We start from the raw sequence: 16,587 nt of genomic DNA, 5'->3' as shown, positions 1-16,587 counted from the left end.
CCGATGACCGTCCACCTCGAGACCGTCTCCCTGATGTCCCACGGCGGCACGCCCACCTACCTCGACGTCACCCCCGCGGTGAGGTCGGCCGTCGCCGCGAGCGGCATCACCACCGGCACCTGCACGGTGATTTCGCCGCACACCACGTGCGCGGTGTTCTTCGAGGAGTACGTGCACGACCGGCTGGCCGACGGCAGGGAGTTCCTCCAGGCAGACCTCGACGACGCCCTGGCCACCCTCTTCCCGGACCAGACAGCGGTGCCGCCGGCGGGCGAGTACCGCTACCCCGGCCCCGAGCACTACGCGGACGTGGCCTCCTGGCCGGACGCGGAGGCCTACCTCCCCGGTGGCGACAGGACGCAACTGCTGAATGCCGAGGCGCACCTGAAGGCGACGCTGCTCGGCTCCAGCCAGGTGTTCGCCGTCGCCGACGGCGCGCTGGCCGTCGGCGTCACGGGGTATGTGTACTTCGTCGACTTCGACCGCACCCGGCCGCGTCCGCGGCGTTGCCAGATCGTGGTGATGGGCGAGTAGCCCGTCTCACTCCGCGCCGGCGAGGTTCAGCACGGCGCGCGCCAGGTCCTCGTCGACGACCACGCTGTCGAGCGCGCCCGTGCGCAGGGCACCGATCACGCCGGGCGCCTTCTCCACGCCGCCGGCGAGGCCGATCACCTCGGGGACGCCGCGCAGCTGGTCGAGCGTGATGCCGATCACTCGCTCGGAGGTCGGCAGCCCGACCGGCCTGCCCTGGAGGTCGTAGTAGCGGCCGCAGATGTCCCCGGCCGGTGCCTGGCCGGCGAGCTGCGCCGCCTCCTCCTCCGACAGCTGCATGGCCTGCACGACGCGCCGGGAGTTGTGGACACCGTAGGAGCCGATGCCGACGAACGCGACCTCCACCTCCGCGGCCCGCTCGATGGCCCGGACGATGGTCGACTCGTGGTTCATCGCGGCCCAGGTCTGGCGGGACTCGACCACGGCCGGCGACTCGAAGCGGTAGGACTTCGCCCCGCACTTGCCGGCCAGCACCTCCAGCGAGGTGTTGCCGGCCGGTCCCGCATCCGACGGGAGACCGCCGACCAGCGGACAGATGACCAGCCCGCGGCTGATCGGCTCGAGCTCGACGTGCTCAACGAACCGGTCGACGGTGTTGCCCCAGCTCAGTGCCACGGAGGACAGGCCGGTGACGCGCTCCTCGAAGAGCCGGGCGGCCGCCTGGCCGACCACGTCCACCGGCGACTCGCCCCGGCGGCGCGGGACGACCACGGCCGAGGTGATGGCGAACGCCTGGCAGAGCGCGTCCCCCAGCTCGGGGACGCGGGCCAGCGCGCTCGGGTCGTGGATCCGCACCTCGACCACACCCTGCTCGCGGGCGGCGGCGAGGATGCGGGAGATGCTGGAGCGGGAGAGGCCGAGTTCCTTCGCGACCTCGCCCTGTGACTTGTCCTGGAGGTAGTACAGCCGTGCGGCCCGCACCAGGACGTCCTGGGGTCGGGGGGCGGGCATGGTGGTCCTCCTCCTCAGGCGGGCTGCTCCTGCCGGGGCCCCGGGCCCGCCCGCTGCGGAAAAGGATAGCCGCCGGCCCCGGTGGCGGCAGGGAAAGCCGGGGCCCTCCCCCCGGGGAGGGCCCCGGTCGCCTGTCCGCTCCCTCGCTCGCGCGACGGGCAGGCGACGTCTTCGCCCCGCTCAGATCACGTGCGAGGCGATCAGCGCGTCCTGCAGGCGCCGCATGGCGACCAGCGGACGGGTCTCGTCGATCTCGACGTCGTCGTAGGTGAGGATCGCATCGGCGGGGAGGTCACGCGTGAGGCGGCAGCCGGCGACCAGGCCGATCGGGATGGCGTTGAGGCTGCGGGCCTCCTCCGCGTCCACCGTCCAGCCGCGGACGTGGTGCCCGCCCATGCCCTCGAGGGTGATGCCGGCCTTCAGCGGGAACTTGGTCTTGGCGGTCACCTCCGAGCGCCAGGTCTTGGTCTGGAAGTCGGCGCGACGGTCGAGCACGGCCTCGCTGATCGACAGGTGCGCCTCGATGGAGGCCAGGTGGTGGGGGCGGTACACCGCGTAGTACGGGCCGGTGCCGAACTTCAGGTAGTCGAGCTCGTGGGTGACCACGGGGTCCTCGGAGCGGACCACGACGAAGATGCCGGGAGCCACGTCGCCCTCGACGGTGTACTCCACCGCGGGCGTGCGGTTCAGGATGCCGCCGTCGGCGACCGGGATCAGCTTGGTCGCCAGTTCGTCGATCGTGCAGGACGGGCCGTGCATGCTCGCGACGTCGACCGGGATGCCGGTGGCGTTCGACAGCGCGCACATCTCCAGCTGGGTCTTGGTGCCGTCGGTGAACTCGCACAGCATGCGGGGGTTCATGTTCTTGGCCTTCGCCTCCTCCATGACATCCTCGGGGACGTCGGTGGGGCGGTTGGGGTTGTTCTTGCCCTTGCCTGCGGCCACGACGGTGAGCCCGAGGTCCTCGGCGTACTCGACGAGCTTCAGGCACTCCACCGGCTCGTCACCGCGGCAGATCGTGTACACCTGGTTCCCGGCGTTGGCCACGCTGGAAAGCAGCAGGCCGACGGTCACGTCCGCCTCCACCGTCATCAGGGCGACGTCCTTCTTGCCCAGGAGCGAGGCGTAGGCGATCTGGGCGGCGATCTCGGGAACACCGGAGACCTCGAGGACGATGTCGACGGGCAGCTTGGGCATCAGCAGGCCGTCGTTGATCACGACGGGAGTACCCGCGGCGACGAGCTCTGCGGCCCTGGCCAGGTCGGTCTCGACGACGACGTCGGTCCGTCCGGCCTTGGTGAGCGCCTCCACCCCACGCTCGACGGCGATGTCGGCGACGGCGGCGACCTGCATGCCCCTCGCCCGCTCGATCTGCGCGATCAGGCCGCTGCCCATCTGCCCGGCACCGACGACACCGACGCGAACCGGGTGCCCGACCTTCTCCTGCCGCTCGAGGAGCCGCTGGGTGTAACTCATCTCATCTTCCTCTCGATATCTCTTTCAGTGGGTACTGCTCTGGGCCCGCGGGATCCGGATGCGGCCCGCAGGGGAGGTCTGAGGCGCCCGGGCCTCGCCGGAACGCTCGGGAAGCATGCCGAGCGCGCTTTCGACGGCGGCCCGCAGCTGCTTGTCGTCGCCGGCGCGTGCGACCACGTCGCTGACCGGTCCGGCCAGCTCGGACGCGGGACGCAGCCGGGCGAAGATTGTGGAGCCGACCATGGCGCGGGCCTCCACGACCTCACCGGCCGCGGGGTCCACCAGCAGGACGACGACGGCGCCGCGCAGGCGCCCCTTGGCGCGGCCACTGACCAGCCGGAGCCGGCGGCCGGCGTTCGCGCGGGCCATCTCGTTGACGACCTTCATGTACCTGCTGTGCTGCCACAGCGACAAGGCGATGCTCGCCAGGAGCGCGCCGATCAGGATCGCAGCGAATTGCCAGCCCATGGTTCAGGCCTCCGTGGTGCGATGGATGGTGAGGGTGTCGCCGACGGCGGGCACCGGGATGTCACCGGATGCCTTCACGGCCCCTGGCAGGAGCTCCTGGTCGCCGACGTTGAGGTAGATGACGATGTGGCCCAGCTGGCGGAAGTTGTCGTTGGCCATCGAGCCCACCTCCTCGATCACGACCCGGCTGTCACCGATCCACAGCTCGTCGCCGGCCTCGATGGGCTGGAACTCGGCGTCGGGCCCGGTGTGGATCAGGCTGACCTCGGCGAGCGCATCGGGGACGGGCTGGGCGAAGAAGATGAACACTCCGGCTTCGAAGAGTTCCTGGGCGTCCTTGCCGATGAGGACGACGGAGGATTGCCAGACGACCTGGGTCATGGAGTCGGGTCCTTTCGTGCGGTGCCCTGGCGGGCGGGGGGACCCCGCCAGGGCACCAAGGGCGGGCTAGATGAGGAAGGAGGCGAAGTAGGCGATGATCACCGCGACCGGCGAGGTGATCTGCCGGGAGAACAGCACCGCGGGCACGCCCACGGCCACCGTCTCGGGTTCCGACTCGCCCAGGGACAGGCCGACGGGGACGAAGTCACAGCCGACCTGGCCGTTGATCGCGAAGAGCGTCGGCAGCGAGTACTGCACCGGCAGTGACCCGGCCGCGATCTGGGTGCCCATGAGCACGCCGATCACCTGGGCGATCGCGGCACCGGGGCCGAGGATCGGCGACAGGAACGGCAGGCCGACGATCACGCCGAGCAGGATCAGGCCGAACACGTTGCCCGCCAGCGGGGTGACCGCGTTCGCGATCCACTGCGACAGGCCGGTGTAGGTGACGATGCCGATGAGCAGCGACACGTACGCCATGAACGGGATGATCGTGTTCAGCGTCAGCTTGACCGCCTGGCGACCCGAGGACAGCAGTGTGTTGATCAGGTAGCCGATCGCGTTCCCGAACTTCACCACGAAGCCCATGAAGCCGGTGGCCTGGACGGCCGCCTTGGGCGCCATGCCCTGCTCGACAGCTGCCGTCGCGGCCGCGGCGGTGGTCTCGCCGGCCGGCTCGTGGCCGATCGCAACGGCGCCGGCCTCGGCGACGCTGACCTCGTTCGGCGTCACCGCGGAGACGAAGATGTCGTCGGTGATGAACTGGGCCAGCGGGCCACCCGGCTCCCCCGGGTAGATGTCGACCGTGGGGATCCGCTTCTTCGGGTAGACCCCGATGCGGGCGGTGCCACCGCAGTTGATGACCGCGCAGAGCACCCGGTCGTCGGCGATGTTGTTCACGAAGCCGTCCACGGCCTCCGCGCCGCTGAGCTCCGCGATCCGGGCGGCCACGGGGTGGATCCCGCCGCCGGTGACCGAGAGCACGACGTTCTTCGTCTCTGTGGGCTTGAGGGTGAGGCCACTGCCCCAGCCGCCGCGGCCCTTGACGATCTTGACAGCCTGGTAGCTCACAGCACGCTCCCCTCGGTCTTGGCACCCTGGATCTGGCCGGCCTCGTACATCTCGTCGAAGCGCTTGAAGGTCTCCTGGTGGCCACCACGGTTGATGAGCAGGCGCGTGATCCACTGCGTGAGGATGCCGCGCATGAGGATGACGATGATGCCGACGAGGAAGTACAGCACCGCGAGGCGGGCGTAGGACTCGGGGGCGATCTTCAGCACGCCGGCGGAGACGCCGGTCCAGACGAAGAGCTCACCGGCATTGGCGTGCGGGAAGAAGGCCGTCACCGGGTGGACGAAGGACACCGCGGCGTCGTAGAACGCGGGCTTGTACTTCTCCGGGAGGAACCGGCCGAAGGTGTAGGCCATCGGGTTGGTCAGGATGATCACCGCGATGATCGGCATGATCGTGTAACGGGTCACGGAGTACTTGCCGGCCCACTTCACCGCACGCGTCACGCGCTCCTCACCGATCCAGGTGGTGATCGCGTACATGGCGGTCAGCAGCACCAACAGGGTCGGCAGGATGCCGGTGATCAGGCCGAGCAGGCTCTTCGCCGACTCATTGAACAATCCGATGAAATGCTCGGCGAACCATGCGATCTGATCCACTACCGCTCACCCCCCAGGCTCAGCGCCGCCGCGGACGCAACGAAGCTCGGGCTCGATGCCGCGAGCAGGAACGAAACCATCAGTAACTCCTTTGTACTGGTGTTTGCACATCGGTGCACATGAATGCGGGAATATGTGCACGCGATGAGGAGTCTGGCACACCACGCGGGGCATGGCAAGAGGATCGCCGAAATCGAGGAGAAGGTGCGGGCCCCTGAACGCGCGGGGCTCCCGGGGGAGCTGCGAGCCCTCAGGCCGCGAGGATGAAGGCGAGGATGCGCCCGGCGTCGGCCGTGGCCATCCCGCCGGGGAAGAGCAGGTGCGCGCGGGCGAACTCCGGGTCGAGCGGGTTGGTGATCGTGGGGATGGCCACGCACCGCATGCCGGCGGCCAGGGCGGCTCGCAGGCCGGGGACGGCGTCCTCGACGACAACGCATCGCTCCGGGGGGACGCCCAGCCGGCGCGCCGCCTCAAGGAACACGTCGGGCGCCGGCTTGCCGCGGGGGACCTCTTCCGCGCTCACGCGGATGGTGAAGCAGTCCGCCAGACCGACGGCCTCCAGGGAGGCGTCGATGTTCTCCGGCGTCGAGCCGGACGCGACTGCGATCGGGATTCCTGCGCCGGCGAGCCGGCGGACGAGTTCTCCGGTCGCAGGGAACCCGTCCATGTCGGCGATGAGGACGCGCTGGTGGCGCGCCTTGGCCTCGGCGAGGTCGTCGATCGTGGCGTCGATGCCGAAGAGGTCCTTCAGGCCCTGCATGATCTCGGTGTTCGCCAGGCCGACGAAACGCTGCTTGGCGGCCTTGCTGAGCTCGTGGCCGTGCTCGGCGAGCATGGCCTGCTCGGCGGCCAGGTGGACGGGCTCGCTGTCGGCCAGCACCCCGTCGAGGTCGAAGATCACCGCCCGGGAGACGCCGAAGCCCGCTGTCGCCGCGTCAGCGGCAGCAGCGGGCAGGGGTTCGATCACCGACGGCGAGGGCTCAGGAAGCCAGCACCTCGTCCAGCAGCACCTCTGCACGATCCTCAGCGACCTTCTCGGCCAGCGCGAGTTCGGAGACGAGGATCTGCCGGGCCTTGGCCAGCATGCGCTTCTCCCCGGCGGAGAGACCGCGCTCGCGCTCGCGGCGCCACAGGTCGCGGACGACCTCGGCCACCTTCAGCACGTTGCCGGAGTGCAGCTTCTCGAGATTCGCCTTGTACCGGCGGGACCAGTTGGTCGGCTCCTCGGCGTGCGGTGCACGCAGGACGGTGAAGACCCGCTCCAGCCCGTCAGCGTCGACGACATCCCGGACCCCGACCAGGTCGAGGTTGCAGGCCGGCACGCGCACCACCAGGTCGTTCTGACCGACGATGCGCAGAACCAGATAGAGCTTGTCCTCGCCTTTGATCGTTCTGGTTTCCAGGGCCTCGATGACTGCCGCGCCATGATTGGGGTAGACCACAGTTTCACCGATTGTGAACGTCATTTCAGCTTTGACCACCTTTCCCGACTTCCCAGTCTAGCACAATGGCCCCGACAGCCGGAACGTCTCTCCTAGCCAGAGGCGGTTTTGGGGGTTGACAGTGCGTCAGATCTGTGTATCTCACAAGCGGTTCGGGACAGCGCTCCTTGCCAGACCCACATCGGTGCCCACGCCACCGGCCGGCCCTCCGGACGGACGCGAACAACGGGCCCGCCGGAATGCTCCGGCGGGCCCGCGTCCTCAGGTGCGTCAGGCGGTGATCTCCTCGACGACCTTTGCCGGCCAGAACTGCTTGAGCGCGAGCACTGCCGCGGCCCCGACAACCGCACCGATCACGATTGTCAGCAGGAAGAGGAAGAAGTTCTCGATCGCGAAGAACACGAACACACCGCCGTGGGGAGCCTTGCTGGTCACGCCGAGCGCCATGCTCAGGGCACCGGTCACCGCACCGCCGAGCATCATCGACGGGATCACCCGCAGCGGGTCGGCCGCGGCGAACGGGATCGCGCCCTCGGAGATGAACGACGCACCCAGCAGCCAGGCCGCACGGCCGTTCTCGCGCTCGGCCTCGGTGAACTGGTTCTTCCGCACCACCGTGGCCAGCGCCATCGCGATCGGGGGCACCATTCCGGCGGCCATCACCGCGGCCATGACCTTCAGCGAGGCCGGATTGGTGACCGCGAGGTTGGTGGTCGCGAACAGGTAGGCCGCCTTGTTGACCGGGCCGCCGAGGTCGAAGCACATCATCAGGCCGAGCACGATGCCGAGCACCACGGCCGAGCCGGTGGACATGCCGTTCAGAGACGCCTGGAGCGAGTCGGTGACCAGCTTCAGGGGCTGGCCGAGGACGAAGTACATCAGCGAGCCCACGATCGTGGTGACCACCAGCGGGATGATCACCACCGGCATCAGGCCGGCGAGCCAGCGCGGCGCCTTGAAGTCGGAGATCCACATGGCCAGCAGGCCGGCGAGGAGGCCGGTGATCAGCGCACCGAGGAAGCCGGCGCCGACGGTGCCGGCGATGGCGCCACCGACGAACCCGGGCGCGATGCCCGGACGGCCGGCGAGGGCGTAGCCGATGTAGCCGGACAGGGCCGGGAGCAGGAAGCCGAAGGCCGCGGCACCGATGGAGAACAGGATGTAGCCGAGGTAGTTCGACCCTGCGGCCCACCCGGCCTGCATGGCGAGCTGGCCGATCGTGCTGGCGCCCGCGGCGCAGGTGTCGGCCGACGCCCAGACCAGGTCGGCGCAGGTGCGCACGTCCGTGCCCGCGGCGGTGGCCGGCTTCATGACGATGTCGAAGCCGCCGAACAGGAAGCCGAGGGCGATCAGCAGGCCGCCGGCGGCAACGAACGGGATCATGTAGGACACGCCGGTCATCAGCGCGACGCGGATGCGCTCGCCCCAGCCCTTCTGGCTGGCGGCGGCCATCTTGGCCGCGGTGTCGCGCCCGGCGACGTCACCGGCCACGCGGACGGCCCGCGGGTCGGACGCGGCGGACAGGGCCTCCGCGACCAGCTTGTCGGGTTCGTTGATGGCCCGCTTGACGCTGGCCTCGATCACCGGGAGGCCGGCGAACCGGGCGCGCTCGCGCACCGGAACGTCGGCGGCGAAGATCGCCGCGTCCGCACGGGAGATCGTGGACTGGTCGAGCCACTCGACCTTGCCCGAGCCCTGCGGCTCGACGACCAGCTCGATGCCGGCCTTGCGTCCGGCCTGCTCGAGGCCGTCGGCGGCCATGAAGGTGTGTGCGATGCCGGTCGGGCAGGAGGTGACGGCGACGATCAGCTTCTTCGCCCCCGCGGCCTCGACCGGAGCGGCGGCGGCGGCCGGAGCCGTGGCCGGGGCCGGCGGGGTCTCCCCCGCGGTGGCCTCGTTCACCAGGGCGACGATCTCGGCAGGGGTCTTCGCGCTGCGCAGGCCCTCGAGGAACTCCGCCCGCATCAGGGAACGGGCCAGCATGGCCAGCAGCGTGAGGTGGGCGTCGTCGGAACCCTCGGACGCGGCGATCATGAACGCCACGTCCGCGGGGCCGTCGGCCGCGCCGAAGTCGACCTTCGGGCTCAGCCGGGCGAAGGCGAGGGTGTTGGTGTTGACCGCTGCCGAGCGGCAGTGCGGAATGGCGATGCCGCCACCGAGGCCGGTGACCGCCTTCTCCTCCCGCGCCAGGGCGTCGGCGGCCAGCCCCGCCTCGTCGGCACGTCCGGACCTCGCCACGAGCGCGGCCATGTTCTTGATGACTTCGGTCTTGTTGCTGCCCAGATCGACGTCCAGAAGGACGAGATCGGGAGTGATGAGCGGTTCGGACACGGTGTTCCTCTTCTGTGCGGGTGCGGGTGCGGTGGGCGGACGGTCAGCCGACGTCGGTGATCGTGACAGCGGCGGTATTCAGTTGTTCGGGATGCGGCAGGGCCGTCCCGGCCAGGGAGGCGGCGGCGGAGCCGTAGGCGACGGCCAGCCGGAGGCGGTCGGGGGCGTTCAGCCCCCTGGTCTCGGCGAGCACGTAGCCCGCCACGGAGGAGTCGCCGGCACCGACGGTGCTGCGCAGGGTGATCGGCGGCGGGGCGGCGTGCCACGCACCGTCCGCTGTCACGAGGACGGCCCCGGCAGCGCCGAGGGTCGCCATGACCGCGCCGACTCCCCGCGCGACCAGGGAGCGTGCGGCGTCGACGCACGCGCTCGGGTCACCCGCGGCGGCCGCGGCCTCCAGGGTCTCCGGATCGGCGCCGGTCAGCTGGGCGAGTTCCTCGGAGTTGGGCTTGAGCAGGTCGGGCGCGGCGGGCGGGAACTGGTCGGCGAGGGCCAGCAGCGGCGCGTCCGAGGTGTCGACGGCGATCTTGCACCCCCAGGGACGCAGCGCGCGCACCAGGCCCGCGTACCAGTCGGCGGGGACGCCGGGCGGGAGGGAGCCCGACAGCACCACCCAGTCGGCCCGCTCGGACTCGAGCACCAGCAGGTGCGCGAGCCGCTCGACGGTGTCGGCGTCCAGGCTGGGGCCGGGCTCGTTGATCTTGGTGGTGGTGCCGTCCGGCTCGGTGAGGGTGAGGTTGGTGCGCACGGCCTCGAGGAGGGGGACGATCCGGTAGGGCACCCGCAGCGCGTCCAGGCCCTGGAGGATCGGGTCGCTGGGCCCGGCCGGCAGGATGGCGCGGACGGGGTGCCCGGCGTAGTGAGCGACGCGGGCGACGTTGATGCCCTTGCCGCCTGGCTCGACGGTGACCGAGGTGACCCGGTGCACGTCGCCCCGGGTCAGGGGCCGCTCGAGCGTCGCGGTGCGGTCGATGGAGGGGTTGGCGGTGAGCGTGACGATCATGCGATCACGACCTCGATTCCCGCGCCGGCGAGCTCGGCGCGATCGTGGGGCGAGATGCCGGCGTCCGTGATCAGCACGTCGACGGCGGAGAGGGGGGCGAAGGTGACCAGCAGCTCGACGCCGATCTTGGAACTGTCCGCGAGCACGATGACCCGCCGCGCTGCGGCGACCATCGCCTCCTTGACCGCCGCCTCGTCGGGGTCGGGGGTCGAGAAACCGTGGCGGGCGCTGACGCCGTTGGTGCCGACGAAGGCCACGTCGCAGCGCAGGCGGCCGAGAGCAGCCACCGCCTCGCCGCCGACGGTCGCCTGGGTGATCCCGCGGACGCGGCCGCCGAGCAGGTGCACCTGGGTGCCGCCGTTGCCGGCCGCGAGCTGCGCGGCGACGGGGACGGAGTTCGTCACCACGGTGCTCACCGCGCCGGCGGGGATGGTGGCGGCGAGGCGGGCGATCGTCGTGCCTGCGTCGAAGATCACCGTGGAACCGGCCGGCGGCAGGTACTCCAGCGCCACCTCGGCGATCCGGGTCTTCTGGGCGACGAAGGCGGGCTCCCGCTCGGTCAGCGCGGTCTCGACGAGCGCCACGTTCTCCGCCACGACCGCACCGCCGTGCACCCGGCGCAGGATGCCGCGCTTGTCGAGGGCGTCGAGGTCGCGGCGGATCGTCTCTGTGGTGACGTCGAACCGTGAGGCGAGGTCGGCGACCGAGACCCGGTCGTAGCGCAGGGCCAGGTTCACGATGGTGCGGTGCCGTTCCTCTGCGTACATCCGGTCCTCCTGGCGCAACGCCGATGTTGATATGTCTTGTTTTATCTGGTTTTGCTTGTGGTTGTCAAGAGTCTGATCCGAACATCCTCGTGGGAATGGTTGGGATCAGGGGGATGCGAAAGGGCCGGCCGCCCATCGGCGACCGGCCCTGGAGACCGCAGGAGGGACTACTCCCCGTAGGTGTCCTCGTCGGAGAAGAGCCCGGAGACGCTCTCGCCGCAGTTGATGCGGCGCACGGCCTCGGCGAACAGCGGGGCCACCGAGACGGTCGTCAGCCGCTCCAGGCCCTCGGGCGGCGGCACGGTGTCGGTCGCGACGATCTCGACGATGTCGTCCTGGGCGTTCAGCCGCTCGACGGCCTTGCCCGTGAACAGGCCGTGCGTGGTGGCGATGGAGATCGAGTTCACGTGGTAGCGACGCACGGTGTCGATCAGCTCCACCACCGAGCCGGCGGTGGCGATCTCGTCGTCGAGGATGATCACGTCCTTGCCGCCCACCTTGCCGACGATCGCGTCGATGACCACCTTGTCGTCGGCCTGGCGACGCTTGGAGCCGGCGGCCATGCCGACGCCCAGCATCCGGGCGAACTGGTTGGCCTCCTTCGCGTTGCCGAAGTCCGGCGAGACCACCACGGTCTTGCTGAGGTCACGGGTGCGGAAGTGGCGGGCGAGCACGGGGAGGGCGGTGAGGTGGTCCACCGGCATCGAGAAGAAGCCGTGCACCTGCTGGGCGTGCAGCGCCATCGTCAGGACGCGGTTCGCCCCCGCGGTGTGGATCAGGTCGGCCACCAGGCGCCCGCCGATGCTGATCCGCGGGGCGTCCTTCTTGTCCGAGCGTGCGTACGCGTAGTGCGGCATCACCACCGTGACGTGCGCGGCCGACGCGCCGCGCGCGGCGTCCACCATCATCAGCAGCTCCATCAGGTTCTCCTGGGTGGGAGGCACCAGTGGCTGCACGATGTAGACGTCGCGCTGGCGGCAGTTGGCGCGCAGCTGCACCTGCAGGCAGTCGTTGGAGAATCGCGACAGCCGTGACGGCGCCAGCTCGACCCCAAGGATCCGGCACATGTCCTCCGCGAACGAACGGTGGGCGTGGCCAGTGAACACGGTGATGTCGGTCACAAGGGAGCACCCTAGTCGGCGACACAACCGCGACGTCCCGGCCGCGGTCGCGCGAGACGCGTCCGGGACGTGGCCGAAACCGTGCTCACCCGCCCTGCCCCGTCCGCTCGGCGGCCCTCAGGTGTTGAACTTGTAGCCCAGCCCGCGGACGGTGAGCAGGAGCTCGGGGTTGGCCGGGTCGGCCTCGAGCTTGGCGCGCAGGCGCTTCACGTGGACGTCCAGCGTCTTGGTGTCGCCCACGTAGTCGGGGCCCCAGACGCGGTCGATCAGCTGGCCGCGCGTGAGCACCCGTCCGGCGTTGCGCAGCAGCAGCTCAAGGAGCTCGAACTCCTTCAGCGCCAGCTGCACCGGCGTGCCACGGACGGTGGTCTCGTGCCGCTCGACGTCCATCCGGACGCCGCCCGCCTCGACAACGTCGCTGATCAGCTCCACCTCCTGGCCGCGCCGCAGCACCGCCCGGATCCTGGCCACCAGCTCGCGATGGCTGAACGGCTTGGTGACATAGTCGTCCGCGCCGAGCTCCAGGCCGACCACCTTGTCGATCTCGGTGTCGCGCGCCGTCACCATGATGATCGGCACGCTGCCGCGGGCCCGCAGCTGCCGGCACACCTCGGTGCCGCTCAGCCCCGGCATCATCAGGTCGAGCAGCACGATGTCGGCACCCTGCCGGTCGTAGGTGGCCAGGCCTGCGATGCCGTCGGCGGCGAGGGCGACCTCGAACCCCTCCTTCTGCAGGAGGAAGCCCAGGGTCTCCCGGTAGGTCTCCTCGTCCTCGATGATCAGCACCCTGGTCACGCCGGGGCTCCTTCCTGGCTGGCGGGCAGCCTGAGGGTGAACGTCGATCCGTGGCCGAGCCGGCTCCACACCGTCACCTCGCCCCCGTGGGCGTGGGCGACGTGCTTCACGATGGACAGCCCCAGCCCGGTGCCACCGCTGGCGCGGCTCCGGCCGGCGTCCACGCGGTAGAACCGCTCGAAGATGCGCTTCTGGTCGGCCTCGGAGATGCCGATGCCGTTGTCGGACACGCGGATCTCGACCCGTCCGTCCGTGGCGACGCTGCTCACCGCCACCCGTGCGCCGGGCTCGGAGTAGGCGACAGCGTTCTGCACGAGGTTCGTCACCGCCGTCTCCAGTTCCTCCGCGTCCCCGATCACCGACAGGCCGGGCTCCGCGGCCACCGAGAGGCTGATGCCCCCGGCGTGGGCGATCTCGCGGCAGCGGGCCACCGCGGCGTCGATGATGGCGGTCACGTCCACGGTGCGGGCCGCGAGCAGCGGGTCCTCGGCCTGGAGCCGGGACAGCGCGATGATCTGCGACACCAGCTCGTTGAGACGGCGGGCCTCCTTGGAGAGCTTGCCGAGGAAGCTGTGCACGGCGTCCGGGTCGTCCGCGGCCGCGTCGGCGGCCTCGGCGAGCAGCGTGATGGCGCCGATCGGGGTCTTCAGCTCGTGGGTGATGTTGGCCACGAAGTCCCGGCGGGTCTCGCTGAAGCGCAGGTCGGCCGAGCGGTCCTCGCCGACGACGACGGCCGCACCGTTGCTCAGCGGCACCACGCGTACCTCCAGCTGCACGGCCGGGCTCGCCGGGCCGGCGGGGAGCCGGAGGTCGAGGCCCTCCGCGCGCTGGGCCTGACGGGCGCGGGCGAGCGCCTCCACCACGACGGACGGGCCCAGGGACGATCCGCGGGCCAGCCCGCAGGCCTTCGCGAAGGTGGACGCGGCGAGCACGGTGTCGTCCGCGCTGACCACGACGACGGCGGCGGTGAGCGGGCCGAGGATCTCCCCGAGCTGCTGGCGGGCGATCACCTGGCTGGCCGCCCGGGACGCTGCGCGGCGCACGCCCAGCCACACGGCCAGGGCTCCGAGCCCGGCGCCCAGCACCAGGCCCAGCAGGGCCAGAGCGATGGGCGTCATGTTCCGGAGTCTAGACAGGCTTGCGGGGGCCCGAACGCCGAATCCCGGCCGTCCGGGGCCGGCTTCGGCGAAGATTCACCGACTGTTCACCTCCCGTTCCCGACGGTGCCGATCCGGGCACCGGCCACCTGTCTAGCCTTTCGGAGGGACAATTGCGCCAACAGCGGCGCCGGAGACGGAAGAAGCAGGATGCGCGACAACTACCACGAGAGCTTGCAGAGTGTGGTCACCGACCTGGTCGGGATGAGCGAGGCGGTGCAGGTGGCCGTCCGCGACGCCACCAAGGCCCTGCTCGAGGCCGACCTCGCCACCGCCGAGCGGGTGATCAGCCAGGACGCGGCGATCGACCGCACCCACGACGAGCTCGAGGCCCGGTGCTTCTCGCTGCTGGCCCGTCAGGCCCCCGTCGCCGGCGAGTTGCGGACGGTGGTCGCCGCGATGCGCATGGTCGCCGACCTGGCGCGGATGGGCGACCTGGCGGCGCACGTGGCGAAGATCGCCCGCCTGCGCTACCCCGAGCACGCCGTTCCCGACGGCCTGGTGCCCAACTTCACCCTGATGGCGCGGGTCGCGGAGGACATGGTCTCGACGGCCGGCCGCTCGCTGCGCGAGCGCAACGCCCACGACGCGGGCAAGCTCGCCGACAGCGACGAGGAGATGGACGAGCTGCGCCGCAGCCAGTTCCGGGTGATGCTCGGCAGCGAGTGGTCCTACGGCGTCGAGGCCGCGGTGGACGTGGCCCTGCTGGGCCGCTACTACGAGCGGATCGCCGACCACGCCGTGCTGATGGCCTCCCGCGTGATCTACGTGGTCACCGGTCTGCTGCCCGAAGGCGAGAACTGGCCCGTCGCCTGACCGCCCCACCCCTCCCGTTCAGCAAAGTGGACCGAAACCGCCGATCTCGGCGGGTTCGGTCCACTTTTCGTGATGGCGGGGGTTACTTCTTGCCCTGGTTCTTGACGGCTTCGATTGCTGCGGCGGCGGCCTCGGGGTCGAGGTAGCGGCCACCGGGGACGGTCGGACGCAGGTCGTCGTCGAGCTCGTACACCAGCGGGATGCCGGTCGGGATGTTGAGGCCCGCGATGTCGGCGTCGCTGATCCCGTCGAGGTGCTTGACCAGCGCACGCAGCGAGTTCCCGTGCGCGACCACGATGGTGACCTTGCCCAGGCGCAGGTCGGGCACGATCGCGTCGTACCAGTACGGCAGCATCCGGACGACGACGTCGGCCAGGCACTCGGTGAGCGGCCGGGCCTCGGACGGGAGGTCTGCGTAGCGCGGGTCGGCGTACTGCGAGAACTCGTCGTCGGCGGCGATCGCCGGCGGCGGCGTGTCGTAGGAACGACGCCAGAGCATGAACTGCTCCTCGCCGTAGGCCGCCAGGGTCTGGGCCTTGTCCTTGCCCTGGAGGGCGCCGTAGTGGCGCTCGTTGAGCCGCCAGGAGCGCTTCACGGGGATCCAGTGGCGGTCGCACCCGTCGAGGGCGAGGTACGCGGTGTGGATGGCCCGGCGCAGCACGGACGTGTGCACGACATCGGGCAACAGCCCCTCGGCCTTGAGCAGCTCGGCGCCGCGCTTCGCCTCGCCGACGCCCTTCTCGTTGATGTCGACGTCCACCCACCCGGTGAACAGGTTCTTGGCGTTCCACTCACTCTCGCCGTGGCGGAGCAGGATCAGCGTTGCAGTCATGGTCTGAGCCTATCGGCCCTCGGCCGCGCCGATCCGCCGGTCTTCGAGGCTGGCAGAATCGCGCCCATGGGACGAGGACGTGCAGTGGTGACCGGGGCGAGCAGCGGCATCGGGGCGGCCACGGCGAGACAGCTCGCCGCGCAGGGGTTCGAGGTGGTCTGCGCGGCCCGCAGGGCCGATCGCGTGCAGGCGCTGGCCGACGAGATCGGCGGGCGCGCGCTCGCCTGCGACATCACGACCGACGACGGCGTCGCCGCGCTCGTCGAGGCGGCCGGCCCCCGGCTCGACGTGCTGGTGAACAACGCCGGTGGGGCGCTCGGCCAGGAGCCGGTCGCCGAGGCGGACGTCGACGCCTGGCAGCGGATGTACCAGGTCAACGTGATCGGCACGGAGAAGGTGACCCGCGGCCTGCTGCCGGCGCTGGTCGCGGCCCGCGGCGCGATCGTGTTCGTCACCTCCGTGGCCGCCGACGGCCCGTACGAGGGCGGCGCCGGCTACTGCGGGGCCAAGGCTGCCGAGCGGATGATCGCCGGGGCCCTGCGCCTGGAGTTCTGGGACCAGCCGGTGCGGATCACCGAGATCTGCCCCGGCATGGTGCACACCGAGGAGTTCTCGCTGACGCGCTACGGCGGTGACCGGTCCCGCGCGGACGCGGTCTACGCCGGCGTCCCGGCGCCCCTGACCGCAGAGGACGTCGCCGAGGCGATCACCTGGATGGCCACCCGCCCCGCGCACGTCAACATCGACCGGCTGACGATCCGTCCGGTCGCCCAGCCCGCCCAGCACAAGGTGTTCCGCGGCACCTACGAGTGAGCGGAAGGGAAC

At 70.7% G+C, this 16,587-nt stretch carries 18 protein-coding genes; 3 read left to right on the top strand and 15 right to left on the bottom strand.

Going from position 1 to position 16,587, the window contains the following annotated elements:
* Positions 1 to 3: 3 nt before the first annotated feature.
* Positions 4 to 534, top strand: a complete 531-nt coding sequence (locus ACFQQJ_RS04115; protein ID WP_377104393.1) for a YjbQ family protein — start codon at positions 4 to 6, stop codon at positions 532 to 534.
* A gap of 6 nt (positions 535 to 540) precedes the next feature.
* Here the strand turns inward: ACFQQJ_RS04115 and ACFQQJ_RS04110 are convergent, their stop codons facing one another.
* From ACFQQJ_RS04110 to ACFQQJ_RS04045, 14 genes are all read right to left on the bottom strand, one after another.
* Positions 541 to 1,503 carry a sugar-binding transcriptional regulator gene (locus ACFQQJ_RS04110; RefSeq protein ID WP_377104391.1) on the bottom strand — a complete coding sequence of 321 codons (963 nt, stop codon included), beginning with the start codon at positions 1,501 to 1,503 and terminating at the stop codon, positions 541 to 543.
* Positions 1,504 to 1,683: 180 nt separating this feature from the next.
* Complete coding sequence (locus ACFQQJ_RS04105; protein ID WP_377104389.1) at positions 1,684 to 2,979, bottom strand: NAD(P)H-dependent oxidoreductase; 1,296 nt, start codon at positions 2,977 to 2,979, stop codon at positions 1,684 to 1,686.
* Between the two features lie 24 nt (positions 2,980 to 3,003).
* Positions 3,004 to 3,447: a transcriptional regulator GutM gene (locus ACFQQJ_RS04100; protein WP_377104387.1), complete on the bottom strand. Its 444-nt coding sequence runs from the start codon at positions 3,445 to 3,447 to the stop codon at positions 3,004 to 3,006.
* Between the two features lie 3 nt (positions 3,448 to 3,450).
* A complete protein-coding gene (locus ACFQQJ_RS04095; protein ID WP_377104385.1) occupies positions 3,451 to 3,828 on the bottom strand; it encodes a PTS glucitol/sorbitol transporter subunit IIA in 378 nt (125 codons plus the stop codon).
* A 66-nt stretch (positions 3,829 to 3,894) separates the two neighbouring features.
* Complete coding sequence (locus ACFQQJ_RS04090; RefSeq protein WP_377104383.1) at positions 3,895 to 4,899, bottom strand: PTS glucitol/sorbitol transporter subunit IIB; 1,005 nt, start codon at positions 4,897 to 4,899, stop codon at positions 3,895 to 3,897.
* Positions 4,896 to 5,498 carry a PTS glucitol/sorbitol transporter subunit IIC gene (locus ACFQQJ_RS04085; RefSeq protein WP_377104381.1) on the bottom strand — a complete coding sequence of 201 codons (603 nt, stop codon included), beginning with the start codon at positions 5,496 to 5,498 and terminating at the stop codon, positions 4,896 to 4,898. Before ACFQQJ_RS04085 ends, ACFQQJ_RS04090 begins: the two co-directional genes overlap by 4 nt.
* A gap of 250 nt (positions 5,499 to 5,748) precedes the next feature.
* A complete protein-coding gene (locus ACFQQJ_RS04080) occupies positions 5,749 to 6,465 on the bottom strand; it encodes an HAD family hydrolase (RefSeq protein WP_377104379.1) in 717 nt (238 codons plus the stop codon).
* Between the two features lie 13 nt (positions 6,466 to 6,478).
* Positions 6,479 to 6,964 (bottom strand): CarD family transcriptional regulator, encoded by a 486-nt coding sequence (locus ACFQQJ_RS04075; RefSeq protein ID WP_377104596.1) that lies wholly within the window; start codon positions 6,962 to 6,964, stop codon positions 6,479 to 6,481.
* Positions 6,965 to 7,210: 246 nt separating this feature from the next.
* A complete protein-coding gene (locus tag ACFQQJ_RS04070; protein ID WP_377104377.1) occupies positions 7,211 to 9,271 on the bottom strand; it encodes a fructose-specific PTS transporter subunit EIIC in 2,061 nt (686 codons plus the stop codon).
* A 43-nt stretch (positions 9,272 to 9,314) separates the two neighbouring features.
* Positions 9,315 to 10,274 (bottom strand): 1-phosphofructokinase, encoded by a 960-nt coding sequence (gene pfkB / locus ACFQQJ_RS04065; RefSeq protein ID WP_377104375.1) that lies wholly within the window; start codon positions 10,272 to 10,274, stop codon positions 9,315 to 9,317.
* Positions 10,271 to 11,041, bottom strand: a complete 771-nt coding sequence (locus ACFQQJ_RS04060; protein WP_377104373.1) for a DeoR/GlpR family DNA-binding transcription regulator — start codon at positions 11,039 to 11,041, stop codon at positions 10,271 to 10,273. Before ACFQQJ_RS04060 ends, pfkB begins: the two co-directional genes overlap by 4 nt.
* A gap of 167 nt (positions 11,042 to 11,208) precedes the next feature.
* Complete coding sequence (locus ACFQQJ_RS04055) at positions 11,209 to 12,162, bottom strand: ribose-phosphate diphosphokinase (protein ID WP_377104371.1); 954 nt, start codon at positions 12,160 to 12,162, stop codon at positions 11,209 to 11,211.
* 117 nt (positions 12,163 to 12,279) lie between these two features.
* On the bottom strand, positions 12,280 to 12,957 hold the full coding sequence (locus ACFQQJ_RS04050) for a response regulator (RefSeq protein WP_377104369.1): 678 nt from the start codon (positions 12,955 to 12,957) through the stop codon (positions 12,280 to 12,282).
* Positions 12,954 to 14,075, bottom strand: a complete 1,122-nt coding sequence (locus ACFQQJ_RS04045; RefSeq protein ID WP_377104367.1) for a sensor histidine kinase — start codon at positions 14,073 to 14,075, stop codon at positions 12,954 to 12,956. The genes ACFQQJ_RS04050 and ACFQQJ_RS04045 overlap by 4 nt, the downstream gene beginning before the upstream one ends.
* Positions 14,076 to 14,264: 189 nt before the next feature.
* Between ACFQQJ_RS04045 and phoU the strand changes: the two genes are divergently transcribed.
* Positions 14,265 to 14,930, top strand: coding sequence for a phosphate signaling complex protein PhoU (gene phoU, locus ACFQQJ_RS04040; RefSeq protein ID WP_377104365.1), 666 nt, complete (start codon positions 14,265 to 14,267; stop codon positions 14,928 to 14,930).
* Between the two features lie 82 nt (positions 14,931 to 15,012).
* On the opposite strand, the gene ACFQQJ_RS04035 is transcribed toward phoU, so the two are convergent.
* Entirely contained in the window at positions 15,013 to 15,762 is a 750-nt protein-coding gene (locus ACFQQJ_RS04035; RefSeq protein ID WP_377104363.1) for a phosphoglyceromutase, read from the bottom strand.
* Between the two features lie 66 nt (positions 15,763 to 15,828).
* On the opposite strand from ACFQQJ_RS04035, the gene ACFQQJ_RS04030 reads away from it, so the two are divergent.
* Positions 15,829 to 16,575, top strand: coding sequence for an SDR family NAD(P)-dependent oxidoreductase (locus ACFQQJ_RS04030; RefSeq protein ID WP_377104361.1), 747 nt, complete (start codon positions 15,829 to 15,831; stop codon positions 16,573 to 16,575).
* Positions 16,576 to 16,587: the final 12 nt, after the last annotated feature.

The sequence above is a fragment of the Propionicimonas sp. T2.31MG-18 genome, assembly GCF_964266745.1.
Classification (GTDB): Bacteria; Actinomycetota; Actinomycetes; order Propionibacteriales; family Propionibacteriaceae; genus Propionicimonas.
The sequence above is the reverse complement of the archived record's forward strand: the minus strand, read 5'-3'. Positions and strand labels throughout refer to the sequence as shown.